At 63.6% G+C, this 25,749-nt stretch carries 24 protein-coding genes and 1 tRNA gene; 14 read left to right on the forward strand and 11 right to left on the reverse strand.

From position 1 onward, the window contains the following. Positions 1–53: 53 nt before the first annotated feature. Positions 54–1,445, reverse strand: a complete 1,392-nt coding sequence (locus tag KAK11_RS16875; protein ID WP_210810411.1) for a S41 family peptidase — start codon at positions 1,443–1,445, stop codon at positions 54–56. Between the two features lie 178 nt (positions 1,446–1,623). On the opposite strand from KAK11_RS16875, the gene KAK11_RS16880 reads away from it, so the two are divergent. Both KAK11_RS16880 and galU read left to right on the forward strand, forming a co-directional pair. Next, positions 1,624–4,497 carry a valine--tRNA ligase gene (locus KAK11_RS16880; protein WP_210810412.1) on the forward strand — a complete coding sequence of 958 codons (2,874 nt, stop codon included), beginning with the start codon at positions 1,624–1,626 and terminating at the stop codon, positions 4,495–4,497. A gap of 95 nt (positions 4,498–4,592) precedes the next feature. Next, a complete protein-coding gene (galU, locus tag KAK11_RS16885; RefSeq protein WP_210810414.1) occupies positions 4,593–5,465 on the forward strand; it encodes a UTP--glucose-1-phosphate uridylyltransferase GalU in 873 nt (290 codons plus the stop codon). Between the two features lie 57 nt (positions 5,466–5,522). Here the strand turns inward: galU and KAK11_RS16890 are convergent, their stop codons facing one another. The 4 genes from KAK11_RS16890 to KAK11_RS16905 form a co-directional block, all read right to left on the reverse strand. Then, positions 5,523–5,750, reverse strand: coding sequence for a sulfurtransferase TusA family protein (locus KAK11_RS16890; protein ID WP_210810415.1), 228 nt, complete (start codon positions 5,748–5,750; stop codon positions 5,523–5,525). A 29-nt stretch (positions 5,751–5,779) separates the two neighbouring features. Beyond that, positions 5,780–6,316 carry an NUDIX domain-containing protein gene (locus KAK11_RS16895; protein ID WP_210810416.1) on the reverse strand — a complete coding sequence of 179 codons (537 nt, stop codon included), beginning with the start codon at positions 6,314–6,316 and terminating at the stop codon, positions 5,780–5,782. 5 nt (positions 6,317–6,321) lie between these two features. Continuing rightward, positions 6,322–7,227, reverse strand: coding sequence for a cysteine synthase CysM (gene cysM / locus KAK11_RS16900; protein WP_210810417.1), 906 nt, complete (start codon positions 7,225–7,227; stop codon positions 6,322–6,324). A 135-nt stretch (positions 7,228–7,362) separates the two neighbouring features. Then, on the reverse strand, positions 7,363–8,361 hold the full coding sequence (locus tag KAK11_RS16905; protein WP_210810418.1) for a trypsin-like serine peptidase: 999 nt from the start codon (positions 8,359–8,361) through the stop codon (positions 7,363–7,365). A gap of 250 nt (positions 8,362–8,611) precedes the next feature. On the opposite strand from KAK11_RS16905, the gene KAK11_RS16910 reads away from it, so the two are divergent. Continuing rightward, a tRNA-Leu gene (locus tag KAK11_RS16910) sits at positions 8,612–8,696 on the forward strand. A 61-nt stretch (positions 8,697–8,757) separates the two neighbouring features. Further along, entirely contained in the window at positions 8,758–9,468 is a 711-nt protein-coding gene (locus KAK11_RS16915; RefSeq protein WP_210810420.1) for a rhomboid family intramembrane serine protease, read from the forward strand. A 45-nt stretch (positions 9,469–9,513) separates the two neighbouring features. Here KAK11_RS16915 and KAK11_RS16920 read toward each other — a convergent pair whose 3' ends face one another. After that, positions 9,514–10,416, reverse strand: a complete 903-nt coding sequence (locus KAK11_RS16920) for an SDR family oxidoreductase (RefSeq protein WP_210810421.1) — start codon at positions 10,414–10,416, stop codon at positions 9,514–9,516. A gap of 98 nt (positions 10,417–10,514) precedes the next feature. Here KAK11_RS16920 and KAK11_RS16925 point away from each other — a divergent pair, with 98 nt between their 5' ends. Further along, the gene (locus tag KAK11_RS16925) at positions 10,515–11,546 is read left to right on the forward strand and encodes a CDP-6-deoxy-delta-3,4-glucoseen reductase (protein WP_210810422.1); all 1,032 of its coding nucleotides are present in this window, start codon (positions 10,515–10,517) and stop codon (positions 11,544–11,546) included. Positions 11,547–11,551: 5 nt separating this feature from the next. After that, complete coding sequence (locus KAK11_RS16930) at positions 11,552–11,902, forward strand: hypothetical protein (RefSeq protein WP_210810423.1); 351 nt, start codon at positions 11,552–11,554, stop codon at positions 11,900–11,902. Here KAK11_RS16930 and KAK11_RS16935 read toward each other — a convergent pair. After that, positions 11,880–12,806 carry a LysR family transcriptional regulator gene (locus tag KAK11_RS16935; RefSeq protein WP_210810424.1) on the reverse strand — a complete coding sequence of 309 codons (927 nt, stop codon included), beginning with the start codon at positions 12,804–12,806 and terminating at the stop codon, positions 11,880–11,882. The genes KAK11_RS16930 and KAK11_RS16935 overlap by 23 nt on opposite strands. A gap of 110 nt (positions 12,807–12,916) precedes the next feature. On the opposite strand from KAK11_RS16935, the gene KAK11_RS16940 reads away from it, so the two are divergent. Then, positions 12,917–14,104, forward strand: a complete 1,188-nt coding sequence (locus KAK11_RS16940) for an acyl-CoA dehydrogenase (protein ID WP_210810425.1) — start codon at positions 12,917–12,919, stop codon at positions 14,102–14,104. 435 nt (positions 14,105–14,539) lie between these two features. After that, a complete protein-coding gene (locus KAK11_RS16945) occupies positions 14,540–15,727 on the forward strand; it encodes a CaiB/BaiF CoA transferase family protein (protein ID WP_210810426.1) in 1,188 nt (395 codons plus the stop codon). A gap of 9 nt (positions 15,728–15,736) precedes the next feature. Here the strand turns inward: KAK11_RS16945 and KAK11_RS16950 are convergent, their stop codons facing one another. After that, positions 15,737–17,047, reverse strand: coding sequence for a M20/M25/M40 family metallo-hydrolase (locus KAK11_RS16950; protein ID WP_210810427.1), 1,311 nt, complete (start codon positions 17,045–17,047; stop codon positions 15,737–15,739). 172 nt (positions 17,048–17,219) lie between these two features. On the opposite strand from KAK11_RS16950, the gene KAK11_RS16955 reads away from it, so the two are divergent. The 3 genes from KAK11_RS16955 to KAK11_RS16965 are packed head-to-tail and all read left to right on the forward strand — an operon-like array spanning position 17,220 to position 19,250. Beyond that, entirely contained in the window at positions 17,220–17,993 is a 774-nt protein-coding gene (locus KAK11_RS16955; protein WP_210810428.1) for a ferredoxin--NADP reductase, read from the forward strand. A 19-nt stretch (positions 17,994–18,012) separates the two neighbouring features. After that, positions 18,013–18,672, forward strand: a complete 660-nt coding sequence (locus KAK11_RS16960) for an RluA family pseudouridine synthase (RefSeq protein WP_246499065.1) — start codon at positions 18,013–18,015, stop codon at positions 18,670–18,672. 14 nt (positions 18,673–18,686) lie between these two features. Next, a complete protein-coding gene (locus KAK11_RS16965) occupies positions 18,687–19,250 on the forward strand; it encodes a flavin reductase family protein (protein WP_210810430.1) in 564 nt (187 codons plus the stop codon). Between the two features lie 11 nt (positions 19,251–19,261). On the opposite strand, the gene KAK11_RS16970 is transcribed toward KAK11_RS16965, so the two are convergent. After that, the gene (locus KAK11_RS16970) at positions 19,262–20,041 is read right to left on the reverse strand and encodes a hypothetical protein (RefSeq protein WP_210810431.1); all 780 of its coding nucleotides are present in this window, start codon (positions 20,039–20,041) and stop codon (positions 19,262–19,264) included. An 81-nt stretch (positions 20,042–20,122) separates the two neighbouring features. On the opposite strand from KAK11_RS16970, the gene KAK11_RS16975 reads away from it, so the two are divergent. After that, on the forward strand, positions 20,123–20,872 hold the full coding sequence (locus KAK11_RS16975) for an SDR family NAD(P)-dependent oxidoreductase (protein WP_210810432.1): 750 nt from the start codon (positions 20,123–20,125) through the stop codon (positions 20,870–20,872). Between the two features lie 3 nt (positions 20,873–20,875). Here KAK11_RS16975 and infA read toward each other — a convergent pair whose 3' ends face one another. Next, complete coding sequence (infA, locus tag KAK11_RS16980) at positions 20,876–21,148, reverse strand: translation initiation factor IF-1 (RefSeq protein WP_210810433.1); 273 nt, start codon at positions 21,146–21,148, stop codon at positions 20,876–20,878. Between the two features lie 55 nt (positions 21,149–21,203). Further along, positions 21,204–21,917: a class I SAM-dependent methyltransferase gene (locus tag KAK11_RS16985; RefSeq protein ID WP_210810435.1), complete on the reverse strand. Its 714-nt coding sequence runs from the start codon at positions 21,915–21,917 to the stop codon at positions 21,204–21,206. A gap of 230 nt (positions 21,918–22,147) precedes the next feature. Here KAK11_RS16985 and KAK11_RS16990 point away from each other — a divergent pair, with 230 nt between their 5' ends. Beyond that, the gene (locus tag KAK11_RS16990; RefSeq protein ID WP_210810436.1) at positions 22,148–23,923 is read left to right on the forward strand and encodes an ABC transporter ATP-binding protein; all 1,776 of its coding nucleotides are present in this window, start codon (positions 22,148–22,150) and stop codon (positions 23,921–23,923) included. Then, positions 23,920–25,740, forward strand: coding sequence for an ABC transporter ATP-binding protein (locus tag KAK11_RS16995; protein WP_210810437.1), 1,821 nt, complete (start codon positions 23,920–23,922; stop codon positions 25,738–25,740). Before KAK11_RS16990 ends, KAK11_RS16995 begins: the two co-directional genes overlap by 4 nt. Positions 25,741–25,749: the final 9 nt, after the last annotated feature.

The raw sequence follows: 25,749 nt of genomic DNA on the forward strand, positions 1-25,749 counted from the left end.
TCACCATGAAAAAGGGCCTGCACGTGCAGGCCCTTTGCGTTGGAGCGCATGAATCAGCGCGCCACCATGCCCCCAAAGCGGTCGCCGGGCTCGCCCTGCCAAGACTTCAAGAGCTTGGACGAAGCCGACTGCGGCTGGACCCGATCATTGGTCACAGCGGGGCAGCCCAGACCATCCGCATGGTTGGCCGCAGCCACCAGCAAGGGCTCGCTGACCGAGCCCAGCGGCTTGGTGAAGTCTTCGGCCACCGGGCAGGTGGCGGCAAAACCGTTGAAGTAGCGGCCCTCATTGCGCGCATTCACCGATTCGAAGTTGACCACGCTGTAGGTGGTGCCGCAGCCATCCGCCTGCGGCAAAAAGCCGACCGGCTTGCCACAGGTGGTGTTGCCAATGGTGACCACGCTGACAAAAGGCGACAAGGCGTTGATGAGTTGCTCGCTGGCCGAACAGGTGCGCGAGCCGGTCAGCACATACACCCGGCTCATGGCCAAAGCGTTGATCGGATTACCGAAGGTGAAGGTTTGGTTGGACGACGAGTGCTTGTCGTTGTAGAGCAAGCTGGCAAACGCAGCGCCTGAGGTGCGATGAGACGCAGGGTAGGACGCGATCTTGCTGGCCGTGTCCACCAAGCCGCCCCCGTTGTAGCGCAAGTCAATCATGACTTCAGACACACCGTCGCGCTTGAACTGTGCAAAGGCCGCATCCAGCGGATTGATGGCCTGGCTGATCATGTCCTTGACCATCACATAACCCATCTTGCGCCCTCCTGCGGAGAGAACCGTCGTGCTGGTCGGGACAGGCACCAAGCTGTAAACCGCTGAGGTCAAGGTCACCAAGCGCGCTTCAACGCTTCCGGATTTGCCGACCATGAGGTTCAGAGTTTGGCCCGCAGCGGTGGCGCTGAGCGCCGCATAGTTGTCTGTGCTGATGACGGTGGAGGACGGGACACCGTTGACGGCCAAGACCACATCGCCGCGCACCAAACCCGCTGCAGCGGCTGGAGAGCCAGGCTCCACATAGCGAACGTAGAGCGGTGAATTGGGCTGCCCAGTGACTTCGCGACCGGCCACCATCACGCCATAACCCATGGTTTGGCCAGCGCCGAAGAAGCGCTCATAGTCGGCTGTGGGGATGGAATAGCTCCAGCGATCCGCCGGGAACACTGAATTGCCGCCTTGATACAGCTTGGCCTTGAAATAGCTGTCCACGGTGCTGTAGCCCACAGGGCTCGGATCTGGGCTCAGTGCGTACCAGTAGTACCAATCGTTCATATAGCTGCGCAACCAGGTGTTCTGGTCGGCCACCGAGCAAGACTGGGGCGGAGGAACATAAGTACCGTCATCTCCGCCCCCGCAAGCCGTCAAGGCGGCCGTAGCCGCCAAGGTCAGGCCCAGTGCCACACGGCGCACTGCGCCAGTCTGAAAAGCAGTTGCTTGAACACGCATTTTGATTCTTCCTTTTTGGGGGCAGCAATATCAAAAACAACGGTAACACGGCAGCCTCAAGGTTCAGTCAGCGCCGCAGCCCGACACCCTAGACCACCACCTACAATTGAGCAACTCCCTAACTCGGTTTGGCGTTGACCGTGGCTTCACGTAAAGCTAGGTAATGCCTGGATGTGCCATGACTGAACTCGCGAAATCCTTCGACCCCTCCCAACTTGAGCGCCACTGGGCCAGCTTGTGGGAGCAAAGCGGCCTCTACCGGCCGACCCTGGATGCCTCCAAGCCCTCTTTTTGCGTGCAGTTGCCTCCGCCCAATGTGACGGGCACCCTGCACATGGGCCATGCCTTCAATCAAACCATCATGGACTCGCTCACGCGCTATCACCGCATGAGTGGCTTCAACACCTTGTGGGTGCCGGGCACCGACCATGCGGGCATTGCCACCCAGATCGTGGTGGAGCGCCAGTTGCAAGAAAAGGGCATCAGCCGCTACGACATGGGCCCGACCCCGGAAGAAGCGCGCAAAAACTTTGTCGCCAAGGTCTGGGAGTGGAAGGAGCAAAGCGGCTCGACCATCACTGGCCAAATGCGCCGCATGGGCGCTTCAGTGAGCTGGGACCATGAGTACTTCACCATGGACGAGAAGCTCTCCAAGGTGGTGACCGAGACCTTTGTGCGCCTCTACGAAGAAGGCCTGATCTACCGCGGCAAGCGCCTGGTGAGTTGGGACCCGATCTTGAAGTCCGCCGTCTCTGACCTGGAAGTTGAAAACGAAGAGGCCGACGGATCGCTGTGGCACATCCGCTATCCCGTCGAGGGCAGCACGGAATCCTTGGTGGTCGCCACCACCCGGCCCGAGACCATGCTGGGCGACACCGCCGTCATGGTTCACCCCGAAGATGAGCGTTATACCCACCTGATTGGCCAGCAAGTGCGCCTGCCCATCACCGGCCGCTTGGTGCCGGTGATTGCCGACGATTATGTGGACAAAGCCTTTGGCACCGGCGTGGTCAAAGTCACCCCGGCGCATGACCAGAACGACTACCAAGTCGGCCTGCGCCACAGCTTGCCCATGCTGACCATCTTCAACCTGGAGGCCAAGGTCAGCGCCCATGAGGCAACGGACATCCCCGCGGCCTATGTGGGCCTGGACCGTTTCGTGGCCCGCAAGCAGATCGTGGCCCAACTGGAGGCCGAAGGCCTGCTGGTGGAAGTCAAGAAGCACAAGCTGATGGTGCCCAAGTGCGCGCGCACCGGGCAGATCATCGAGCCCATGCTGACCGACCAGTGGTTCGTGGCCATGACGAAGGCCGGCGCCAGCGGCCAAAGCATTGCGGAAGAAGCCATCGAGGCGGTGGATTCAGGGGCGGTCAAGTTTGTGCCCGAGAACTGGGTCAACACCTACAACCAGTGGATGAAAAACATCCAAGACTGGTGCATTTCGCGCCAGCTTTGGTGGGGCCATCAGATCCCGGCCTGGCATGGCGAAGGCGGCGAAGTCTTTGTCGCTCGCAATGAGGCTGATGCCCGCGCCCAGGCCGCCGCCGCAGGCTATGCCGGCGCCCTGACCCGCGACCCCGACGTGCTGGACACCTGGTATTCCTCCGCTTTGGTGCCCTTCTCCACCCTGGGCTGGCCTGAAAAGACCATCGAGCAAGACCTCTTCTTGCCCAGCCAAGTGCTGGTGACGGGCCACGACATCATCTTCTTCTGGGTCGCCCGGATGATCATGATGACCAAGCACTTCACTGGCAAAGTACCTTTCAAGGATGTCTACATCCACGGCCTGGTGCTGGACGCTCAAGGCCACAAGATGAGCAAGTCCGAGGGCAATGTGCTGGACCCGGTCGACCTGATTGACGGCATCGCGCTGGCCCCCCTGCTGGACAAGCGCGTGGTGGGCCTGCGCAAGCCCGAGACCGCACCCAAGGTGCGCAAGAACACCGAGAAGGAGTTCCCAGAAGGCATTCCCGCCTATGGCGCCGACGCACTGCGCTTCACCTTTGCGGCCATGGCCACGCTGGGCCGCACCGTCAACTTTGACTCCAAGCGCTGCGAGGGCTATCGCAACTTCTGCAACAAGCTCTGGAACGCCACCAAGTTTGCGCTGATGAATTGCGAGGGCCAAGACTGCGGCCTGATGGAGCACACCAAAGACGAGTGCTCGGTGGGCGGCGCGGCCCACGGCTATATGAGCTTCAGCCCTGCCGACCGCTGGATCGCCAGCGAGCTGCAGCGCGTGGAGCAAGCCGTGCACCAAGGCTTTGCCGAGTACCGCTTGGACAACGTGGCCAACACCATCTACCAGTTCGTGTGGGACGAATACTGCGACTGGTACCTGGAAATCGCCAAGGTGCAGATCCAAACCGGCAGCGAAGCCCAGCAGCGCGCCACCCGCCGCACGCTGATCCGCACCCTGGAGACCGTGCTGCGCCTGCTGCACCCCATTGCGCCCTTCATCACCGCCGAGCTGTGGAACACCGTGGCGGTGGTGGCCGGCCGCAAAGCCGAGGGTGACAGCAGCACCGTGGCCGCGGCACGCTACCCGCAGCCTGAGCTGGGCAAGATCGACCCCGTCAGCGATGCTTGGGTGGCACAGCTCAAGTCGCTGGTGGGCGTGTGCCGCGCGCTGCGCAGCGAAATGGGTCTCTCGCCCGCCGAGCGTGTGCCCTTGGTGGCGCATGGCGATGCCGAGTTCTTGACGGCTGCCGCACCGCTGCTCAAAGCCTTGGCCAAGCTCAGCGAGGTGCAAGTCATGAACGACGCCGCCGAGTTTGCCGCCGCCACTGAGCTGGCCCCGGTGGCCGTGCACGGCCAGGCCCGCTTGGCCCTGAAGGTGGAAATTGATGTGGCCGCTGAGCGCGAGCGCATCGGCAAGGAGATCAAGCGCATTGAAGGCGAGGTCACCAAGGCGGAGGGCAAGCTGGGTAACGAAAGCTTTGTGGCGCGCGCTCCAGCGGCCGTGGTGGAGCAAGAACGCGCACGTCTGGCGGAGTTCAGCCGCACCTTGGAAGGCTTGCGCAGCCAATTGAACAAATTGCCCAACGCTTGATGGATCCCGTCGATCTGGCCACCGCCTTGTCATCGGCGGGTGCCAGAATCGGCCACAGCATGAGCGCTGTTCAAAAAAAGACAGGAGTGGAACGCATGAAATCCAAGATCAACAAGGCCATCTTTCCGGTGGCAGGCCTGGGCACGCGGTTTTTGCCCGCTACCAAAGCTCAGCCCAAAGAAATGCTGCCGGTGGTGGACAAGCCCCTGATCCAGTACGCCGTCGAGGAAGCCTACGCCGCAGGCATCCGGCAGATGATTTTTGTGAATGGCCGCCACAAGCGCGCCATTGAAGACCATTTCGACTCCGCCTTCGAGCTGGAAAACGAGCTGGAGACCCAAAACAAGCGCGAATTGCTGTCGCTGGTGCACTCCATCAAGCCCGATGACATGGAGTGCATCTACATCCGCCAGCCCAAGGCTTTGGGGCTGGGCCACGCCGTGCTGTGCGGCCAGTGTGTGGTGGTGAATGAGCCCTTCGCCGTGCTGTTGGCCGATGACCTGATGGTGGGCCAGCCGCCAGTGCTCAAGCAGATGGTGGATCAGTTTGAAGAGTGGCAAGCTTCCATCTTGGCCGTGCAAGAAGTGCCCCCCGAACACACCAAGCGCTACGGCATTGTGGCCGGCACCTCGGTGAACGATCGGATGATGGACCTGACTCACATCGTCGAAAAGCCCTCTCCCGAGAACGCCCCCTCACGCTTGGGCGTGGCAGGACGCTACATCTTGACGCCAGGCGTGTTCCGCGAAATTGCCAACCAACCCCGCGGCGTGGGCGGCGAGATCCAGCTCACCGATGGCATTGCCGCGCTGATGCGCCGCGAAAAGGTGTTTGCCTATCAGTACGAAGGCAAGCGCTATGACTGCGGCAGCAAAGAGGGCTTTTTGGAAGCCAATGTGGAGTTGGCCCTGGCGCACCCGCAATTGGGCGCGTCGTTCAGGCACTACCTGAAAGGCCTGACGCTCTGACGCTCACGCGCCAGACTCCCACCACTCAAAGGGCTGCTTCGCGCAGCCCTTGGTCATTCAACGGCGGCGCAGGTAGTGGACGAACTCTTCGCCCACGGTGTCTTGCTGCAGCAAGTCATTGCCGGTCTGCCGCGCAAAGGCTTGAAAGTCACGCGCCGAACCAGGATCGGTCGCGATGACCTTCAGAACCTCACCACTGCTCATCTCTGCCAAGGCCTTCTTGGCCTTCAAGATGGGCAAGGGGCAATTCAGCCCGCGGGTGTCGATTTCCTTGTGCGCGTCCATGCGTGTCCTCTGATGCTTGAAGCCTGATTTTAGGCTTTGAATTCCATGAAACGAGGCGTGATACCCCGCCCCCTCAACCAGTCCGCCATGGCCAAGCCTGTTCCGGCCGGCCAGCAGATGATGTCTTCGGGCTTGAACAGCTTGTATTCGGCCAATTCGGGGGACAGCGAGATCTCACCCCGGGCCTGCACATGGTAGGCGATGATCACCTGGTTCATGCGCAGGAATTCATACACCCCAATGAGTTTGACGGACTCGGCCACCAAAGAGGTCTCTTCCAGCACTTCGCGCGCGATACCGGCCTCGGGGCTTTCGCCCGCCTCCATGAACCCCGTGATGTGCGCAAACATCCGCCCCTGCCACGCCGCATTGCGGGCCAGCAGCACCAAGCCCTCGCGGTCTACGCATTCCACCACCGCCGCCAGCACCGGCGTCGGGTTATTCCAATGGGTGAAGCCGCAGGCTGCACAGCGCAATCGCGTCTTGGGGCCGCCGTCCTCCTGGGCCTCTACCCAGGCCAGCGTCGCCGCACACCGCGGGCAGTAGGTGAAGGCCGTGCCACTCATGGCCGTCAGGCCGGAAACACGCCGGTGGAGAGATATCGGTCGCCCCGGTCGCACACCACAAACACGATGGTGGCGTTGCTGACCGTCTTGGCCACCTGCAAGGCGGCCCAGCAGGCTCCGGCGGCGGAGATGCCGACAAACAAGCCTTCTTCAGCAGCCAATCGCCGTGCCATGTCTTCAGCGTCACTCTGGCTCACATAGACCAGTTCATCGACAGCCTTGGGGTCAAAGATCTTGGGCAAATAGGCCTCGGGCCACTTGCGGATGCCGGGGATCCGGGAGCCTTCAGAGGGCTGGGCGCCAATCACGCGCACCGCATTGCTCTTTTCTTTGAGGAAGCGCGACACGCCGGTGATGGTGCCCGTCGTGCCCATCGCGCTCACAAAGTGGGTGATCTGGCCTTCAGTGTCGGCCCAGATCTCCGGCCCGGTGGTTTCGTAGTGCACCAGCGGGTTGTCCGCATTGGCGAATTGATCCAGCACTCGGCCCTTGCCATCGCGCTGCATTTGCTCGGCCAAGTCGCGTGCCAGCTCCATGCCGCCGGACTTGGGTGTCAGGATCAACTCCGCGCCAAAGGCCTTCATGGTCTGGGCGCGTTCAATGGAGAGATCCTCCGGCATGATCAAGACCATGCGGTAGCCCCGGATGGCCGCAGCCATGGCCAAGGCAATGCCGGTATTGCCCGAGGTCGCTTCAATCAGCGTGTCGCCGGGCTTGATCTCGCCGCGCAACTCAGCACGTCGGATCATGTGAATGGCAGGCCGGTCTTTGACCGAGCCTGCCGGATTGTTGCCTTCAAGCTTGCCAAGGATGATGTTGCCGCGCTGGGCGAGCTCAGCACCGGGCAGGCGTTGCAACCGTACCAAGGGCGTGCGGCCGATGGCGTCTTCGAGCGTCAGGTAGGGGGGCATGGCTGGTGAGCGAGGTGATGCCGTGTGATTATCACGGCACCGCCTGCTCTGTGCTGCGGCCCCGGCCTAAAGCCCGAGGCGCCTGAGGCCCCAGCGCCCAAGCCAGCGCGACACCGCCTGGGCCTTTCAAGCGCCTCAGGGCTGGTTGATCCAGGTTTGAAGGTTGTTGTTCACGGCCTGGGTGATGCGTGTGCCGCTGTTGTTGCCGCCCGATGCCGCATACGCATGGATCGCAATACCGCAGTCGCCCTGGCAGGTGCCCGGGCCAGTGCCATCGGCCTGCACCACAGGCGCACCGCTTTGACCCCCTGCGGTGTCAATCGGGTAGCGCGTCTTGCGGGCTTCGGAGACCGCAACTGCGCCAGCACCGCCCCACTGCGTACCGCTGAGCTTGTCGCCGGGGTAGCCGAAGATACCGATCGGCACGCCCACTTGGGAGGCCGTGGTCCAAGCCCGGCCCAGCCAACCCGTTGTGTTGCCAACGGTGCAGTTCAGGCGCGCAGCGCCGTAGTCATACTCTGGGTTGGCGCTTGAGGTCCAGCCGGTGACGGAATGCAAGCGAGTGGCAGTGCAGGAGCCATAAGGAGAGAGGCCACCATTGCGAGCCGGGTAGAACACCACGTTGGTGGACCACACCCCCGTGCTGCCGCCAGAGTGCACGCAGTGGCCTGCCGTGGCCACCGTGTTGTTGCTGATGAGCCAGGCGGTGCAAGAGAAGCTGCCAGAGCCTTGGTTGAAGGTCAGCAAGCCCACCGCACGATAGGGATAACCAGACTCTTGAGGATAGACGCGGAAGCGACGATCCGAGTTGATGACCGACTCCGGGTCCAGCGCTTCCGCCGCAGAAGCATAGGGCGCCATCTTGGGCTTGAAGGTCGCGGCAAACACCGCTTGCTCTGCCGCCGTCAGGCGCGAAGCCGGGAACTCAGCCTCGGCATCCAGAGCGACACCGCGCTTGTTGTGGCCCGCAAATGCGCCGCCCGGCACCGTGCTGGTCACCACCAGCGAAGGCATGGTGCCATCGCTGGCCACGGGCAGGTTCTTGTTGTCAGCCTGCGCGGCAGAGGCCAGGCCCAGAGCAGCCGTGGCCAAAGCCAGGGTGGTCAGACGACGGGATGTGAAAGCAAATGACATGACATCTCTCCTGTGTGTTTGAGGGTGTTGCCAGTGTTGGCGGGCGGATCATGGGCGCGGCTGGCCCCGCTCGCAATGGGCTGGCAGCCCGCTCCCCCGCGTGTGCCAGGGGGACTCCCCCTAGGGATGGGGACGAAGACTTTGCGGCCCCCTAATCACTCAATTTTCAAAATCGCCCAAAGCTTGTGTCATAATGGCGGACTACGTGATGCACAGCAGAGTTCTCAACTCAGCAAAGCCCACACACCGTGCCCGGGTGGCGAAATCGGTAGACGCAAGGGATTCAAAATCCCTCGCCGCAAGGCGTGTCGGTTCGAGTCCGACCCCGGGCACCACCCCTCAGTCGGCCCCTTCGCGGATCCTCCGACTTCGCGACAAAAGCTCCTGCGAGTGACTATGCCGCCTCTTCCCCGCCTCACCAAGATCTTGCTGCTGACCTGCGGCGCCTTGTTTCTCATCGAGTCTTTGCTCGGTAGCAGTTTGGCGCTCGACCGCTGGTTTGGCCTGTGGTCACTCAACTCCGGCCACTTCATGCCCTGGCAGTTGCTGAGCTATGGGCTGCTGCACAACAGCATCAGCCATTTGGTCTTCAACATGCTGGCGCTGTGGATGTTCGGCTCTGAGCTGGAGCGCCTGTGGGGCGACCGCCGTTACGGCCAACTGCTGCTGGCCGCCACCTTCACGGCCGGCCTGGCCCAGCTCGGCATGGGTTTCTTGTCGCCAGGCGCCAGCGTCACGGTGGGCGCCTCTGGCGCCACTTACGGCCTGCTGTTGGCCTACGCCTTGACCTTCCCACGCAAGCAGTTCGACTTGGTTGGCTTCTTGCCCATGGTATTGATGATCCTGCCAGGCCAGTTGTTCTACACCCTGGGCCTGATTCTGTTCGTGGTGCTGTTCACCAACCGCGCCATGGTGCCCATCCCTCCCCTGCCCATTCCGGCGCTGCAGATGGTCATGGTCTTCGGTGGCTTGGAGCTGCTGATGGGCGTGATGTTCTCGCGCTCCGGCATTGCCCACTTCGCCCACCTGGGCGGCATGTTGGGGGCCTGGCTGATGCTGCGCTACTGGCGCGGCCAGCCGCCCTTCAGCGCCAAGAAACGCTGGTAAGGCCTTCGGGGGCCAGCGCGCACAAGTTCGCGCTTGAGTTTGCGCCTAACGCCCCGCCTTCAACGCCGCTTGAACGGTGGGATAGCGCAGCGCCACACGCAGCTCTTGCTTCAGGCGTGCATTGCGCAGGCGGCGTGACTCACTCAAAAAGCTCATCTGCATGGGCGACAGCGCCGCTTGCGCCTCTGTACGGCTGAGCCTGGGTGGACGCGGCAGGCCATGGTGGTCGGCCACAGCATCGAAGTGATCCCCCATGGTCAGGGTGCTGTCGTCGCACACATTGACCACGCGCTGCGGCAAGCCCCGCCACAGCGCCGCCACACAGGCCCGTGCCAAGTCATCTGCATGGATGTGGTTGGTGTAGACATCATCCTCCGCGCGCATCACGGGCGCCCCCCGCAGCACCCGGTCCTTGGGGTCGCCGCCCTCGCGGTCTGCCGCATAGATGCCGGGGATGCGCAACACACAGGCCCGCAGGCCCAGCGCCCTGCCAGCCCAGCGCACGCGGCGCTCGGCATCCACCCGACGCCAAGCGCGGTCGGTGCTGGGGTTCACCGTGCGGGCTTCATCCAGCCAAGCGCCTCGGGCATCGCCGTAGACGCCACTGGTGCTGCCGTAGACCAAGACTCTGGGCTTGCACCGCCTGGCCAAGGCTTGCACCAAGCGCTGGGTGCGGCCATCGGCGTGGCCCTGCGAAGGCGGCGGCGCCAAATGCAGCACCGCATCGGCCAAGCCGCCCAAGCGGGCCAGGCTCGCGGCGTCATCTAGATTGCCGATCAAAGGCGTGGCCCCGGCAGCGCGCAGCTCTGCCACCCGGTCTGCCGAGGAGGTCAGCGCCAGCACGCGCCAGCGGCCCTGCAGCAAGCGCAGCACGCGCAGGCCGACATCGCCGCAGCCAACGATCAACAACACCGGTTTGCGGTGCCGGGACGAGCGCATCAGGGACATGACGGGATGGGGGACAATTCCGAGCTGTTGAACGAGAGGCCCAGTGTACGGGCCACCCCTCTTGTCTTGCCTTGTCCGACACAGCCCGCCGCACCATCATGACGTTTCGCATCACCCTCACCCCTTCCGAGCGCAGCTTTGACGTGGCCCGCGACGAGCCCATCTTGAATGCCGCCATCCGCCAAGGCATTGGCCTGCCCTATGGCTGCAAGGACGGGGCATGTGGCTCCTGCAAGAGCCGCCTGCTGGACGGCCGCGTGATCCACGGCGCCCACCAAGAAAAGGCGCTCTCTGCCGCCGAAGAAGCGGCCGGGCTGATCTTGACCTGCTGCGCCACGCCCACCACCGACTGCACGGTAGAAGCCAAGAGCGTGCCGGGCCTGGGCGAGCACCCTATCCTCAAGATGCCGGGCCGCATCCTGAGCTTGAGCAAGGCCGCCCCGGATGTGATGCTGATGCGGGTGCAACTGCCGGCGAATCAAAACTTCAGCTTTCATGCCGGGCAATACGTGGAGTTCATCTTGCGCGACGGCAGCCGCCGTAGCTACTCCATGGCCAATGCGCCGCACAACCTGGGCACACCACCGGCCATCGAGCTGCACATCCGCCACATGCCCGGCGGCAAGTTCACCGACCAAGTCTTCAGCACCCTGAAGGAAAAAGACATCGTTCGCATGGAGGGCCCGTTTGGCAGTTTCTTCCTGCGTGAAGAGTCCGACAAGCCCATCATCCTGCTGGCATCGGGCACCGGCTTTGCCCCGATCAAAGCCTTGATTGAGCGCATGCAACAACAAGGCATCACCCGCCCCACCAGCCTGTACTGGGGCTGCCGCAGCCAGGCTGACCTCTACCTCTTGGACTGGGCCACCCAAGCCGCCGCCAACATGCCGCACCTGACCTTCCACCCCGTGCTCTCCGAGCCGGGCGCTGGCTGGAGCGGCCGCACCGGTTTTGTCCACCAAGCCGTGATGGCCGACTGGCCCAGCCTCAAAGGCCATCAGGTCTATGCCTGCGGCGCCCCCGTGATGGTGGACAGCGCCCAGCGCGATTTCACCGCGCAATGTGGGCTGCCTTCGGAAGAGTTCTACGCCGACAGCTTTACGTCGGAGGCAGATAAGGCGAAGGCCTGAAGTTCATGCGCCGAAGCCAAGGTGACATCGACTTGAGCTATCGCATTGGTGCTGGCTCGGTCGGCATGTTCGCGGGCGGCGCATTCGGCTTGTGCTTGGCTTTCGCCCTGATGGCCGCAGGCTTGGCCGATGTCGATCTCGCCAAACCCGTGATAGGTGGCGCGTTGGCGGGCGCCATCAGCGGACTGCTGATGCCCAGCGACACCATGGATGCAGCGGAGTCATTGCTCCATGTCCTTTTCGGCTATGTCCTTGAGCGAACGGACCTCATCGACCCCCAAGCGCCGCGCCATTTGCGCCTCGCCTTTCTCTTCGGGTCCTTGACCGCCCTGCTCACCTATCTGTTGACGGGCTAGCAGCGGCGGCCATGGTGAGCCAGGCCTGAAACGTGATCAAGCCCGGCGTCTCCGCTTTGTGCGCCGGGTAGATCAGCCGATAGGCCCGCCCGCTGTCTTGCGAGTGCGGCAGCAGTTGCACCAGCCGCCCGCTGGCCAGCTCTCGCTCAATCAGCAGGCTGGGCACCAGGGCCGCGCCCAGGCCTTGCGCGGCCGCTTCGGTGAGCATGGAGAACAGCTCCATCCGGGCCCCGGCCATGTCATGCTCGACCTTCAGGCCTTGCGACTCAAACCACTGGCGCCAGGCATAAGGACGCGTGCTGGCTTGTAGCAGGGGTAAGCGGGCGACATCTTCTGCGCTCTGGCAGGGCTGGCCTGCCAGATGCCGCTGGACCAAGCTGGGCGCAGCCACCGCAATCAGGTGCTCGGACATCAGCACCTGGCCGGTGGTGCCGGGCCAAAACGATTCACCGGGGTGGATGGCGGCATCCAGTGGCGTGTCTTCAAACAAAAAGGGCCGCGTGCGCGGCGTCAGGTGCACGGTGATGCCCGGATGCAGGGCCTGAAACTCGGTCAAGCGTGGGATCAGCCATTGGGTGGCGAAGGTGGGCACCACGGCCAACTCCAACGCGCCCAGGGCCTCGCCCAGGCCCGCTTGGGACATCAGGTCCAGGGTGTCGCGCTCAACTTCATCCAAACGCGTGGCCACGCTGCGGGCATAGCGCTGGCCAGCCTCGGTCAGCAACACGCCACGTTGGCCTCGCCGAAACAAGGCTACGCCTAAGAACTCTTCCAGGCTGGCGATTTGGCGGCACACCGCGCTTTGGGTCACGGCCAATTCATGCGCCGCCTTGGTGTAGCTCTGGTGCCGGGCGGCAGCTTCAAAGGCGGCGAGTGCCGCGGTGGACGGGATTTTGCGGCGCACGGGGCCTCCGAAGTGCATTGATCGCACACATGGGTGCGAAATTTTCGTTTGCTACCGGGTAGGCTCTGATTCTAAGATGCAGGAATCGAACTTGTCGGAGACACACACTCATGAACGCCAGCGCCACCAAAGCCCGATTCAACTGGGAAGACCCCTTGCTGCTGGACAGCCAGCTCACCGATGACGAGCGCCAGGTGCGCGACGCCGCTCGGGCCTATTGCCAAGACAAGCTGGCGCCCCGGGTATTGAATGCGTTTCGCCATGAGCAAACCGATGCGGCCATCTTCCGCGAGATGGGCGAGCTGGGCCTGTTGGGCCCCACCATCCCTGAGGCCTACGGAGGCGCGGGCCTGAACTATGTCTGCTACGGCCTGGTGGCGCGGGAGGTCGAGCGCGTGGACTCGGGCTACCGCTCAATGATGAGCGTGCAGTCGTCCTTGGTGATGGTGCCCATCCACTCGTTCGGCAACGAAGCCACCAAGCAAAAGTACCTGCCCAAGCTGGCCACGGGCGAGTGGATTGGCTGCTTTGGCCTGACCGAACCCGACCACGGCTCAGACCCCGGCTCCATGGTCACCCGCGCCCGCAAGGTCGATGGTGGCTATGAGCTGAGCGGCGCCAAGATGTGGATCACCAACAGCCCCATCGCCGATGTGTTTGTGGTCTGGGCCAAGGACGACGGCGGCCAGATCCGCGGCTTTGTGCTGGAAAAAGGCTGGAAGGGCCTGACCGCCCCTGCCATCCACGGCAAGGTAGGCCTGCGCGCCAGCATCACTGGCGAGATCGTGATGGACAAGGTCTTCTGCCCCGAGGAAAACGCCTTCCCTGAAGTGCGCGGCCTGAAAGGCCCTTTCACCTGCTTGAACAGTGCGCGTTATGGCATTGCCTGGGGCGCTTTGGGCGCGGCCGAGTTCTGCTGGCACACCGCCTTGCAGTACACGCTGGACCGCAAGCAGTTTGGCAAGCCCTTGGCCGCCAATCAACTGATCCAGAAAAAGCTGGCCGACATGCAAACCGAGATCACGCTGGGCCTGCAAGGTTGCCTGCGCCTGGGCCGCATGAAGGACGAGGGCAGCGCCACGCCGGAGATCACCTCGATCATGAAGCGCAATTCCTGCGGCAAGGCCCTGGACATTGCCCGCACTGCGCGCGACATGTTGGGCGGCAATGGCATTTCGGACGAATTTGGGATTGCCCGCCACTTGGTGAACCTGGAAGTGGTGAACACCTACGAAGGCACGCATGACATCCATGCGCTGATTTTGGGGCGTGCGATGACGGGGATTGCGGCGTTTTGAGCGTTGCAAGTCCCTATTGATTCGTTGCGTCAAGACGGTTTCCACAGCCCTTTCGACCGTTTCAACGAGGCAAGAGGGACTGCCCGCCGCACCGCTCATGTCCCCCGTCCAAGGCCAAAGGCCTTGGCCTCCTCCTTTACTTCGCTATGCGGCGGGCAGTCCCTCTCGCCAATCCCAGCGCGCAGCCCTATGCAGGCTTCGCGATTGAAGTCCCTCCACTTCGGCCCGTAGGCGATGTGGGGTGACTCACAGAGCGAAGTAAAGGAGGAGACGGCGGCGCAGCCGACGGCGGGGGACTGAACTCGGACATGAACAGTCCTGAGGACTGTTCGTGCCTAGTGAAGGCCAGCGGCGCTGCCGCTGGCATGAGCGGCGTGAGTCGCCCCGCAGCGCCTACCTGCACAACCCATTGCAGTCAGCAATCGGATCAAGAGCATGACCCCAACCTCCCTCCAAGGCTTAAAAGTTCTCGACCTCTCCCGCGTCCTGGCCGGCCCCTGGGCCAGTCAGTTGCTCGGGGATTTGGGCGCGGATGTGGTCAAGGTCGAGCGCCCCGGCGCCGGTGACGACACCCGGCACTGGGGCCCGCCTTGGGTGGCTGAGCCCAGCGCCGAGACCGGCCCTCAAGCCGCCTACTTCCAGTGCGCCAACCGCAACAAACGCTCCATCGCGGTGGACATGGCCACGCCAGACGGACAAGCTTTGCTGCGGGAATTGGCGGCGCAGGCCGATGTGGTGCTGGAGAACTTCAAGGTGGGAGGCCTGAAGCAATATGGCCTCGACTACGACAGCCTGAAGGCACTCAACCCCCGGCTCATTTACTGCTCTATCACCGGCTTTGGCCAAACTGGGCCCTACGCGCCGCGTGCGGGCTACGACTTCCTGATCCAGGGCATGGGCGGGTTGATGAGCCTGACCGGGCGCGCCGACACCGAAGACGGCGCAGGGCCGCAGAAAGTAGGCGTGGCCTTGGTGGACATCATGACCGGCCTCTACGCCACCATCGGCATTCTGGCTGCGCTGAACCACCGGCAGACCTCGGGCCAAGGCCAGCATGTGGACATGGCACTGCTGGATGTGCAGGTGGCCACCCTGGCCAACCAAGCGGCCAACTACCTGGTGAGCGGCGTGGCGCCGAAGCGCATGGGCAATGCGCACCCCAACATCGTGCCCTACCAAGACTTCCCAACGGCCGACGGCGACATGATTTTGGCCGTGGGCAATGACGGGCAGTTTGCCAAGTTTTGTGCCGTGGCGGGGCGCCCGGAATGGGCCATCGATGAGCGCTTTGCCAGCAACCCGGCTCGCGTAGCGAACCGCGCAGCACTGATCCCGCTCCTGCGCCAAACCACGGTGATGAAGACCACCGCGGAGTGGGTGGCAGCGCTGGAAGCCGCTGGGGTGCCCTGCGGTCCGATCAACCGGCTTAACGACGTTTTTGCCGACCCGCAGGTGCAGGCGCGCGGTCTGCTGCAGCACCTGCAGCACCCGACCCTGGGCGAGATGCCTTTGGTGGCCTGCCCCATCCGCTTGTCGACCACGCCGGTGCGGAACCGCTTGGCACCACCCACACTCGGCGAGCACACCCAAGAGGTGCTCGCCGAGTGGCTGGGTCGGGCCTAGGCCCCGTACTTACTGGCCGGCCTTCACGGGTGCATCGCTGGCCAACTCGACCGCAAAGGTCAGGCCCAGCTTGGCGAACTTGACCGCATGCGCGGCTGAGTTGTTCGACTTGGCCAAGGTGTCGTTGGGCGTGTGGATCAGCTTGTTGTCCGCGGCCAAGCTGGACTCGAACGGGAACGAGGCGGCATAGCCGCGCTTGGTCCAGGACGCATGGTCTGAGCAGGCATAGCCGCACGCATCTTGGGTCACCGTCAACTCGGGCAGGTAGGCGGTGGCCAAGGCCTTCACAAAGTTGTTTTGAGCGGCGTTGGTGTAGTCCGTGATCAAGGTAATGTCGCTGGTGGGTTGACCTTGGTAGTTGGTCATGTCCAACTGCATCACGCCCACCACCTTCTTGCCTTGCTTTTTGTACTTGGCGGCAATCGCATCCGAGCCCAGCAGGCCCACTTCCTCAGCGGCATAGCCCATGAACTGCAAGGTGCGCTTGGGCTTGTAATTGCTGGCCAGCAGCACCCGCATCACCTCTTGCAAGCTGGCAATGCCCGAGGCGTCGTCATCAGCGCCTGGCGCGCGGCTGTTCTCACCGGTGAGGAAGCCGACCGTGGAATCCAGGTGGCCGCCGATCACCACAATCTCGTCGGGTGCATGGGTGCCCTTGATGCTCAAGATGACTGACTTCTGCGGCCACTTCTTGTGGGCAAACTGGCTGACCGTGATGTCCGTCCGCCCCGCCGCCATTTGCTTCCAGGTATTGAACAGATCGTTAGACGCGGCCGTGCCGTGACTGGTCTTGTAGAAGCGGTTTTGATAGTCCGACAGCTTTTGGATGGTGGACAGCACTTGGCTTTCCTGCACCTGTGTCAGCAGAGGCGTGACCGTGCTTTGGTTGTCAATGGCGTAGCTGGGGGCCAGTGCCGTGGCCTCTTTCGCGCGGGTCAGGTGGCCCCGCAATTCCTGCAATGACTGGCGGGCTTCAGCACGCGAAGCATGGACGATGTAGCCACCGCAGCGGTGCAGCTTCTCGTGCACTTCGGTCGAGAGGCGATGCAGTTGATCCTCATCGACCTGCAGCACATGGATGCGATCCGTCCGCGTGGTCAGGCTCTCAGGGCTGCCCACTGCTTTGGCCAGCATGCCCGCCCGCGGCACATTCACCTGAACATCGTGGCTTTCAGTGGACTTGGCTTGCGGGTGGGCAGCGCGGAGCAATTGATAAGCGTCATCGCCCATAGACACCCAGATCTTGGGGCCAGCCACAGCGGCTTGGGCAAAAAAAGTAGCACAAGCCAGTGTGGCTGCACTCAAAACAAGTTTTTTCATGATGAAGGGTCCTCAAAAAAGAGTGGCAAGCCCTCCAGGCTCATGGCCCGAAGGACTGGGCCGGGCCCGCCCAGCAGCAGAGTCCGCCCAGGTGAGCGACAATAGCGGGCTTTCCCTTAACCCACTGCCGGCGAAACCCTGGGTTTTTGCCGCCCTCCCTAGAACTTCTACGATGAGTGCCTTCAATGAAGAGCGCGTGCTGAGCGTGCACCACTGGACGGATAGGCTGTTCAGCTTCACGACCACCCGCGACACCTCGCTGCGTTTCTCCAACGGCCACTTCACCATGATTGGCTTGCGTGTCGATGGCAAACCGCTGCTGCGGGCGTATTCCATCGTCAGCCCCAATTACGAAGAAACGCTGGAGTTCCTGAGCATCAAGGTGCAGGACGGCCCGCTGACCTCGCGCCTGCAGCACATCAAGGTGGGTGACAGCATCATCGTTGGCAAAAAGCCCACGGGCACGCTGCTGATCGACTATCTGCTGCCTGGCAAGCGCCTCTACCTGCTGTCCACCGGCACCGGCCTGGCGCCCTTCATGAGCGTGATCCGTGACCCGGACACCTATGAAAAGTTTGAGCAAGTCATCCTCATCCACGGCGTGCGTGAGGTCAAAGAGCTGGCCTACCACGACTACATCACCCAAGAGCTGCCGCAGCATGAGTTCTTGGGCGAGATGGTCAGCAAGCAATTGCTCTACTACCCCACGGTGACCCGCGAACCCTACAAAAACCAAGGCCGCGTGACCACGGCACTGGAAGAGGGCAAAGTGGCTGAAGCCTTTGGCATCCCCTTGCTGAATGCCGCTGAAGACCGCGTGATGATCTGCGGCAGCCCCGAGATGCTGCGCGATTTGAAAGCCATGATGGAAGTCCGGGGCCTCAAAGAAGGCAACACCACCACGCCCGGTGACTTTGTCATCGAGCGCGCCTTCGTCAGCCAGTAAAACGCCTGCCCGGACCCGCATGCACAAGCCCCCGCCACCGCGCCTGATGGGCGAGTTGGCGTGGCTGCATGAGGATGACTGGCTGGTCGCCGTCAATAAGCCGGCGGGCTTGCTCTCGGTGCCCGGGCGCGGCCCAGAGAACGCCGACTGCGCCGCGCTGCAAGTGCAGCAGCGCTACCCCGATGCCCGCGTGGTGCACCGCCTGGACATGGGCACCTCGGGCATCCTGATTTTCGCGCGCCACTTGGCAGCGCAGCAGGCCTTGTCGCGGGCCTTTGAAACCCGCCAAACCGACAAGCGCTATGAGGCCTTGGTCACCGGCTTGGTGCAGGCCGATGATGGCGAGGTTGACCTGCCCCTGCGCTGCGACTGGCCCAACCGCCCGCGCCAGATGGTGGATGCAGAACAAGGCAAGCGCGCGCTGACGCGCTGGCAGGTCTTGTCCCGAGACGCCGCACAGCACAGCACGCGCATGGCGCTTTTTCCCGTGACCGGGCGCTCGCACCAGTTGCGGGTGCATATGCAGGCGCTGGGCCATGCCATCGTTGGCGATGAGCTCTATGCCGAACCTAGAGTGGCCGCGGCCTCGCCCCGGCTGATGTTGCATGCAGCGCAATTGGCACTGCCTCACCCGGGCACGGGCTTGCGTTTCGTGGTCGAATGCCCCACACCCTTCTAGGAAGCTCCACCCCCATGCGCGTGCCGGTTGAACTCTCCAAAGCCTATCGTCTCTTGAACCACGGCCCGACCGTGCTGATCAGTGCCGAATATGGCATTCAGCGCAATGCCATGGCTTGCGCCTGGGCCATGCCCCTGGATTTCGACCCGCCTAAAGTGGCTGTGGTGATTGACCGCAACACCTTCACCCGAGGCTTGGTGGAGTCGTCAGGCCGCTTGGCCATTAGCGTGCCTTGCGTGGCTCAAGCACGCATCGTCACCCTGCTGGGCACCCACAGCGGCCATGAGCAAGACAAGTTGGCCGCCTATGAGATTCAAGTGCTGGATGAGCCTTTGGCGCAATCGCCCTTGATCGCGGGCTGTGTCGCGTGGCTGGATTGCGTGTTGATTCGGCGCCCCGAGATTGAACAAGCCCACGACCTGTTTCTTGCCGAAGTGACCCACGCCTGGGCCCGCACCCGAGTGTTCAGCAATGGACGGTGGCACTTTGACACCGCGACCGACAGCTTACGCACCCTGCATCATGTGGCCGGGGGGCACTACTTTGCCACCGGCCAAGAGGTGGATGGCCACCGCTGAAGTGCAAGCCGTCACTGCGCCGCTGAAGCAGCGGCCAGAGGCTGGCGCAGCCGGGCTTCGAACTCGCCGGGCGCGACATACTGGATGACGACCCGGCTGGCCGATTGATTGGCGCCGGGCACCGCAATGGCCACGCCCGTCGCTGGGTAGAGCAACTGAACCTCCCCCCCGGCGCCGGTGACGCGCTCCGCGGGCTCCCCAAACCGGGCCACCAAAGTCGCCTCATCCAAGCGCGCAGCGGGCGTAAAACTCAGGCCCACCAAACGGGCTTGCGAGGCCAGGCTCTCTGCATTGCGCACATCCAGGTCGTCCGCGGCCAGGCTCAATTGGCGCACGCGCCCGCCGGACCCCACCTCGCGCTTCGGTGAACGCTCGGCGGCTTTGCGGCGCAAGGCATCGTCCACCTCAAAGGCCAGCACCAAGCGGCCGGTCACAAAGCCGGCCTCTAGGCGCTCGACAAAGCCTTCCAAGGCTGGCGCTTCTTCATCCTTGGTGCCAATGGCTTGAATCAGGGCCAGATGCAGGTTGTCGCCAAAGCGCGCCTGGGCTTGGGGCAGGCCAGACTGCCCCACCAAGAGGCCGAAGACCTCGCTGCCCTCGGCCGTGGGCTTGACCTGCCAAGGCAATCCTTGCGGCGCTGAAGCCGCGGCGGCGACGGGCGGCGGGCTGGTCCAGACCGGAAAGATCAAAGCCCCCGCCAACACAAACAACACAAATGCGGTGGCCAACCAGACAGGACGCAGCCACCACACGCCGCGCGAAGCCACAGAGGCAGACGACAATTCACTCATGCGCTGATTGTCTCCTCGGCTCTCTTGCACGGCCCTGTCAAATTCACGCGCCGGGCCCCCAAACCACATAGGACATTTCCCATGACAACACTGACATTACTGACCGGCTCATCCCGTGGTATGGGCGAGGCCATCGCCCGGCAATGCCTGCAGGCAGGGCATCAGGTGCTGGGCATCGCTCGACACGCCAATGCCAGCTTGGGCGCCTTGGCAGGACCTCAGCAACTCACGCAGTGGGAGGTCGACCTGACCGACGCCCAAGGCGTGGCCCAACGCCTGGCGGCTTGGCTGGGCGAACAAGACGCCCAACGCTTCAAATCGGTGCAGTTGATCAACAACGCTGGGGTGATCGCCACCCTGGCCCCGCTGTCACAGGTGCCCCTGGCCGAGACTGTGGGAGCACTTCGGGTGGGCCTGGAGGCCGCGATGCTGCTGACCAGCAGCTTTTTGGCGGCCACGGCGCACTGGCCGGCGCAGCGCAAGGTGCTCAACATCTCGTCGGGCTTGGGCCGTCGCGCCATGGCAGGCAGCGCCTCTTACTGCGCGGCCAAGGCCGGCATGGACCACTTCAGCCGCGCCGTCGCACTGGAAGAAGCGGCCAAGCCCCATGGCGCGCGCATCGTCTCGCTCGCACCGGGCGTCATTGCTACCGACATGCAAGTGCAGTTGCGCTCAGCCGATCCGCAGCAGTTTCCTGACCGCAGCGCCTTTGAGCAACTCCTGGCGCAAGGCCAACTCGCCAGCCCCGATGAAGCCGCACGCAAAGTGCTGGCCTATCTGGCGCGGGCCGACTTTGGCAGCCAGCCCGTGGGCGATGTCAGAGATGCGTGATCTTCAAGGACGGCGGCGCGGTGCAGCCGCCGACGGTGCGCCCGTGCCTGGGCGGCGCTCAATGTGACGGAAGGTGATGCGGCCCTTGGAGAGGTCATAGGGCGACAACTCCAGCGACACGGCGTCACCCGCCAAGATGCGGATGTGGTGCTTGCGCATCTTGCCCGAGGTATAGGCGATCAGCACATGGCCGTTTTCCAGGGTCACGCGGTAACGCGAGTCGGGCAACACTTCGTTGACCACGCCTTGCATCTCAATCAGTTCTTCTTTCGCCATCGCGATTCTCCAAAAGAGCAGTATTCAAACGGGCTGCGCACCTCGCGCAGCCCCATCAGTTCAGGGTTCGCTCGTAAGCCTGGGCGCTGCGGCTGTAATGCAGCAGAGTGCCACGGTAGGGGCCAGACAGCGCACCGAGATCCATCAAGCTGTGCTGCACCAAGGTGTAGCCCAGCGCCATCATCTGGTGGGTAAAGCGGGCACGGTTGCCACGGTTCGGGTCGACGATCAGCACCTCGCCCGCAGACGTGGCGTGCCGGCTGATAAAGCCCGACAGCACCCCGGCCTCATCGCGCTCATAGAGCACATCGCTGCCCATGATGACTTCATAGCGGCCGTCCACAGGCGCGCGCGCCGCAAAGCCGGGCAAGGCCGCCGGCTCGGCCCAGTTGCCGTGGCGGTAAGTCATGTCTGCCAAATCATTGGCTTTCACATTGCGCTGCAGAAAGGCCTCCGCGAGTGGATGACAGTCGCTGGCGGTCACCAAGGCGCCACGGCGGTGGCTGACCAAACTGGCCAACCCCAGGCCGCAACCCACCTCAAGAATGCGCTCTCCTGCCACCACTGGCCTGCGGCCCATATGAGCGGCCAACTGCACGCCCGAGGGCCAGACCAATCCAAACAGAGGCCATGCCGCCGACGAAATGCCCAGTGCTGCTGCCTCGCCAGACGGGTCGGCAAACTGCTGGCGATCCAGCAGCGAGTGGATGTGCAGGTCGGCCACACCAGCGACCGCAACGCACTCTTGCTTCAGCAGGTATCCGGGCAATGAGGACTCCGTCAGGACAGAGACCCCACGCTCAGGCGGCCTCCGGTGAAAGGGCGGACGGATCCGCAGCCTTGACCTTGAGTCCGAACCAAACGAAAACCGCCACGAGACCGGTACGGCCTTGCAGCGGTGGTTAGCCCCCGAGTGTACCTCAGCCCCCAATTCGCGGACAGTCCCTCAGCGATGGGGCTCCTAGAATGCAGCGCCGCTCAACGCTTTCACCCTCCCTCATGCCCTTAACGGCCTTGATCCTGCAGTTTGTACGCCGCCACGCCTGGGCTTATACCGCCGCAGGCCTGATGCTGCTGGGCATTGCGCTGATGACGGTCTGGGTGCCGCGCCAAATCGGGCAGGTGGTGGACGGTCTGGTGCAGGGGCGTTTGGCGGGCGCTGCGTTGTGGGCGGAGTTGGGCTGGCTGCTGGGCGCGGGCTTGGCCATCTACCTGCTGCGGGCTGGATGGCGCATGGCCTTGTTTGCGGCGGCCTATCGCATGGGGGTCGAGCTGCGCGCCCAGTTGTATCAGCGGCTCTCGCTGCAGGGGCCGCGCTTTTATCAAACCCACCGCACCGGCGACCTGATGGCGCTGGCCACCAATGATGTGGACGCCGTCGAGATGGCGGCCGGTGAGGCCTTGCTCGCGGGCTTTGATGGCACCCTGACCTTGGCCCTGGTGGTGGGCACCATGGCGCTGGGCGTCGATGCCCGGCTGGCGGCGGTGGCCCTGCTGCCCTTTCCCTTCATGGCCCTGGCCTTTTGGTGGATTTCTCGGTATGTGCACGACCGCTCCAAAGCAGCACTCGACCGCTTTGGCCACCTCAACGATCATGTTCAGGAGACGCTGTCGGGCGTGCGAACTTTGCGCGCCTTGGGCCTGGAAGCCCAGAGCGCGCAACGCTTTGGCGAGCTGGCCCGCTCAGCCGCCCAAGCTGGCTTTGAAGCCCAGCGCTGGGAAGCGCGCTACGAGCCCGCGGTCGGCATCAGCTTGGCCTTTGCCAGTGCCGCCTCGCTGGGCCTGGGTGGCTGGCTGGTGTGGCAGCAAGAGTTGACCATCGGCCAGTTGACCAGCTTTGGGCTGTACCTGACGCAGCTGATCTGGCCCATGTTTGCGGCAGGTTGGGTGTTGTCGCTGTGGGAACGCGGCCGCGCGGCTTGGGGGCGCTTGAGCGCGGTGCTGAATGAGCCCTTGGCCGTGGATGACGAGGGGACCATCACCGAAGCGCCGGCCGGCGCCATCGTCTGGGACAAGGTCAGCTTCCATTACCCGGGCAGTGCTCAGCCCGCACTCGACGACGTTGCGCTGAGTCTGCCACCCGGCCAGACCCTGGGCTTGGTCGGCCCCACGGGCAGCGGCAAGAGCACCATCATCAAGCTCTTGCTGCGCCAATGGACGCCACAGCACGGCCAGCTTCGCTGGGGGAAGCACGACATCAGCGACTACCGCTTGGCGGCACTGCGCCAAGCCACCGCCTGGGTGCCTCAAGAACCGGTGCTGTTCAGCGCCACCGTGGCCGAAAACATTGCCTTGGCCAAGCCTCAAGCCAGCCGCGAGGAGATTGCCGCCGTGGCCCGCATGGCCGCGGTGGAAGAAGACATCTTGCGCCTGCCGCAGGGCTATGACACGCCCGTCGGCGAGCGCGGGGTGACCTTGTCGGGCGGGCAAAAGCAGCGCATTGCGATTGCGCGGGCCTTGCTCAGTGAAGCCCCAGTGCTCTTGCTGGACGATGCCCTGTCAGCCGTAGACACCGAGACTGAAACCCGCATCCTGCAGCATCTGCGCCAGCACTTGCGCAGCGGCTCTCGCCAGCGCAGCGTGGTCGTCGTCAGCCACCGCTTGTCGGCCGTGGCCGAGGCCGACGAGATTGCCGTGATGCGCCAGGGGCGCGTGGCCGAGCGAGGCTCACATGCTGACCTCTTGGCCCTGGGCACAGAACAAGGCTGGTATGCCCATCAATGGCGGATTCAGCAACTGGAGGCCTCGCTGCAAGGGGCGGGAGCCGCACCATGAGCAGCCACAACGACAACACAAGCCCAGAATCCTCCACCGCTCAGGCCGCCCGCCTGCTGTGGCAAGCCGCCCAGCCCGACCGCCGCACCGTGCTGTGGGGCTTGGCCTGGTTGATCCTGGCGGCCGGCCTGGATGCCGCCGGCCCGGTGCTGGGCAAGTATTTCATTGACCGCTATCTGCTGCCACGCGACCCCATGCTCAGCACCATGGCGGCGCTGCTCATTGGGGTGTTCATCACCGGCAGCCTGGCCAGCCTCTTGCGCTATTGGCAGCTCACGCGGCTGGCCGGGGTGGCCATGCGCTCGGTGCTGCGCATCCGAGAGCAGGTCTACGGCCATGTGCTGCGCCTGCCCATGAGCTTCTTTGACCAAGCCATCACCGGCCAACTGGTGAGCCGAGTGACCAATGACACCGAGTCGGTCAAGCAGCTTTATGTGCAAGTGCTGTTCGTGATGCTGGATGCCATGGTCATGCTCGGCATCATGCTGGTGACCATGGCGCTGTTGGATGTCCGGCTGATGCTGATCAGCGCCGTCATGGTGCCCGCCGTGGTGGCGGTGGTGGTGGGTTATGGCCGGCTCTCGGGCCCCGCCGTGGCCCGCACCCGCGAGCTGCGCAGCCAGCTCAATGCGCAGACGGCAGAGTCGATTGGCGGCATGGTGGCCCTGCAAGCCACCGGGGCGACCGCGCGCTATGGCGAGCGCTATGCCGAGGTCAACCAAGCGCACTATGACTCGCGGCTGATCGAGGTGCGGGCCAATGCCTGGCTGCTGCGGCCCGCGCTGGACCTGATTCATGTGCTGGTATTGGCCGTGGTCATTGCGGCCTGGGGCGCCCAAAGCGAAGGACTGGCCTTGGATGCCTTGCAGGTCGGTCTGCTCTACGCCTTTGTGGGCAGCTTGGGCCGAGTCACCGAGCCCTTGATCCAGTTGACCATGCAGTTCTCGCAATTGCAGCAAGCCACGGTCTCTGCCGCACGGGTTCACACCTTATTGACCCAAGCCCAGGCCGAGCGACCGCACAGCACGGGCCAGGTCACGGCCGGTGCGGTCAGCCTTCGCGAATTGGACTTCGCCTATCAGGCGGAACAACCCATTCTGAAGAAGGTGACCCTAGACATCGCACCCGGTGAGTTCATTGGCATTGTGGGCCCCACCGGCAGCGGCAAGAGCACGTTGCTCTCGCTGCTCTTGCGCTACTACCCTCTGCAAGATCCTGCGCAGCTTTGTGTAGACGGCCAGCCGCTGGGCTGGCTCGACGAAGACGCCTTCCGCCAAGCGGTGGGCCTGGTGCCGCAAGAGCCCTTTCTGATGGCAGGCAGTGTGCGCGACAACATCGCCATGGGCCGCCCCTTGAGCCAAGAGGCCCTTGAACTCGCCGCCACCCAGGCCGGTGCCAGCGGCTTCATCGCCCGCCTCAGCGAAGGCTACGACACCGTGCTGGGCGAAGGCGGGGCACGCCTGGCAGTGGGCGAGAAACAGCTCATTGCCATTGCCCGGGCACTGGCAGGCCAGCCGAAAATCTTGCTGCTGGACGAAGCCACTTCACACATCGACACGGCCACCGAACAGGTGGTGCAGCAGGCCCTGCAGGCCCTGCGGGGCAAGATGACCTTGATCGCGGTAGCGCACCGTCTCTCCACCATTCGCGAGGCCGACCGCATCCTGGTGCTGCAGCAAGGCCGGGTCGTGGAATGCGGCCCTCATGCGGCGCTGATGCAAATCACCGACGGTGTGTATCGACGTCTCGTGGAGCTACAACAACTCCACGAGGACGAATTGGGCGACAGCCCAGAAGGCCAGGCGCCACCTGCCTGAGTGGTGTGC

The sequence above is a fragment of the Ideonella paludis genome, assembly GCF_018069865.1.
Taxonomy (GTDB): domain Bacteria; phylum Pseudomonadota; class Gammaproteobacteria; order Burkholderiales; family Burkholderiaceae_C; genus Ideonella; species Ideonella paludis.

Excerpts from the sequence above, each read along its gene's own strand:
- KAK11_RS16990 (WP_210810436.1), top strand. The coding sequence starts at position 22,148 with ATGCCCTTAACGGCCTTGATCCTGCAGTTTGTACGCCGCCACGCCTGG.
- KAK11_RS16940 (WP_210810425.1), top strand. The coding sequence starts at position 12,917 with ATGAACGCCAGCGCCACCAAAGCCCGATTCAACTGGGAAGACCCCTTG.
- galU (WP_210810414.1), top strand. The coding sequence starts at position 4,593 with ATGAAATCCAAGATCAACAAGGCCATCTTTCCGGTGGCAGGCCTGGGC.
- KAK11_RS16955 (WP_210810428.1), top strand. The coding sequence starts at position 17,220 with ATGAGTGCCTTCAATGAAGAGCGCGTGCTGAGCGTGCACCACTGGACG.
- KAK11_RS16995 (WP_210810437.1), top strand. The coding sequence starts at position 23,920 with ATGAGCAGCCACAACGACAACACAAGCCCAGAATCCTCCACCGCTCAG.
- KAK11_RS16915 (WP_210810420.1), top strand. The coding sequence starts at position 8,758 with ATGCCGCCTCTTCCCCGCCTCACCAAGATCTTGCTGCTGACCTGCGGC.
- KAK11_RS16895 (WP_210810416.1), bottom strand. The coding sequence starts at position 6,316 with ATGAGTGGCACGGCCTTCACCTACTGCCCGCGGTGTGCGGCGACGCTG.
- KAK11_RS16965 (WP_210810430.1), top strand. The coding sequence starts at position 18,687 with ATGCGCGTGCCGGTTGAACTCTCCAAAGCCTATCGTCTCTTGAACCAC.
- infA (WP_210810433.1), bottom strand. The coding sequence starts at position 21,148 with ATGGCGAAAGAAGAACTGATTGAGATGCAAGGCGTGGTCAACGAAGTG.
- KAK11_RS16905 (WP_210810418.1), bottom strand. The coding sequence starts at position 8,361 with ATGTCATTTGCTTTCACATCCCGTCGTCTGACCACCCTGGCTTTGGCC.
- KAK11_RS16970 (WP_210810431.1), bottom strand. The coding sequence starts at position 20,041 with ATGAGTGAATTGTCGTCTGCCTCTGTGGCTTCGCGCGGCGTGTGGTGG.
- KAK11_RS16920 (WP_210810421.1), bottom strand. The coding sequence starts at position 10,416 with ATGTCCCTGATGCGCTCGTCCCGGCACCGCAAACCGGTGTTGTTGATC.
- KAK11_RS16880 (WP_210810412.1), top strand. The coding sequence starts at position 1,624 with ATGACTGAACTCGCGAAATCCTTCGACCCCTCCCAACTTGAGCGCCAC.
- KAK11_RS16975 (WP_210810432.1), top strand. The coding sequence starts at position 20,123 with ATGACAACACTGACATTACTGACCGGCTCATCCCGTGGTATGGGCGAG.
- KAK11_RS16925 (WP_210810422.1), top strand. The coding sequence starts at position 10,515 with ATGACGTTTCGCATCACCCTCACCCCTTCCGAGCGCAGCTTTGACGTG.
- KAK11_RS16875 (WP_210810411.1), bottom strand. The coding sequence starts at position 1,445 with ATGCGTGTTCAAGCAACTGCTTTTCAGACTGGCGCAGTGCGCCGTGTG.
- KAK11_RS16930 (WP_210810423.1), top strand. The coding sequence starts at position 11,552 with ATGCGCCGAAGCCAAGGTGACATCGACTTGAGCTATCGCATTGGTGCT.
- KAK11_RS16945 (WP_210810426.1), top strand. The coding sequence starts at position 14,540 with ATGACCCCAACCTCCCTCCAAGGCTTAAAAGTTCTCGACCTCTCCCGC.
- KAK11_RS16950 (WP_210810427.1), bottom strand. The coding sequence starts at position 17,047 with ATGAAAAAACTTGTTTTGAGTGCAGCCACACTGGCTTGTGCTACTTTT.
- KAK11_RS16960 (WP_246499065.1), top strand. The coding sequence starts at position 18,013 with ATGCACAAGCCCCCGCCACCGCGCCTGATGGGCGAGTTGGCGTGGCTG.
- cysM (WP_210810417.1), bottom strand. The coding sequence starts at position 7,227 with ATGCCCCCCTACCTGACGCTCGAAGACGCCATCGGCCGCACGCCCTTG.
- KAK11_RS16890 (WP_210810415.1), bottom strand. The coding sequence starts at position 5,750 with ATGGACGCGCACAAGGAAATCGACACCCGCGGGCTGAATTGCCCCTTG.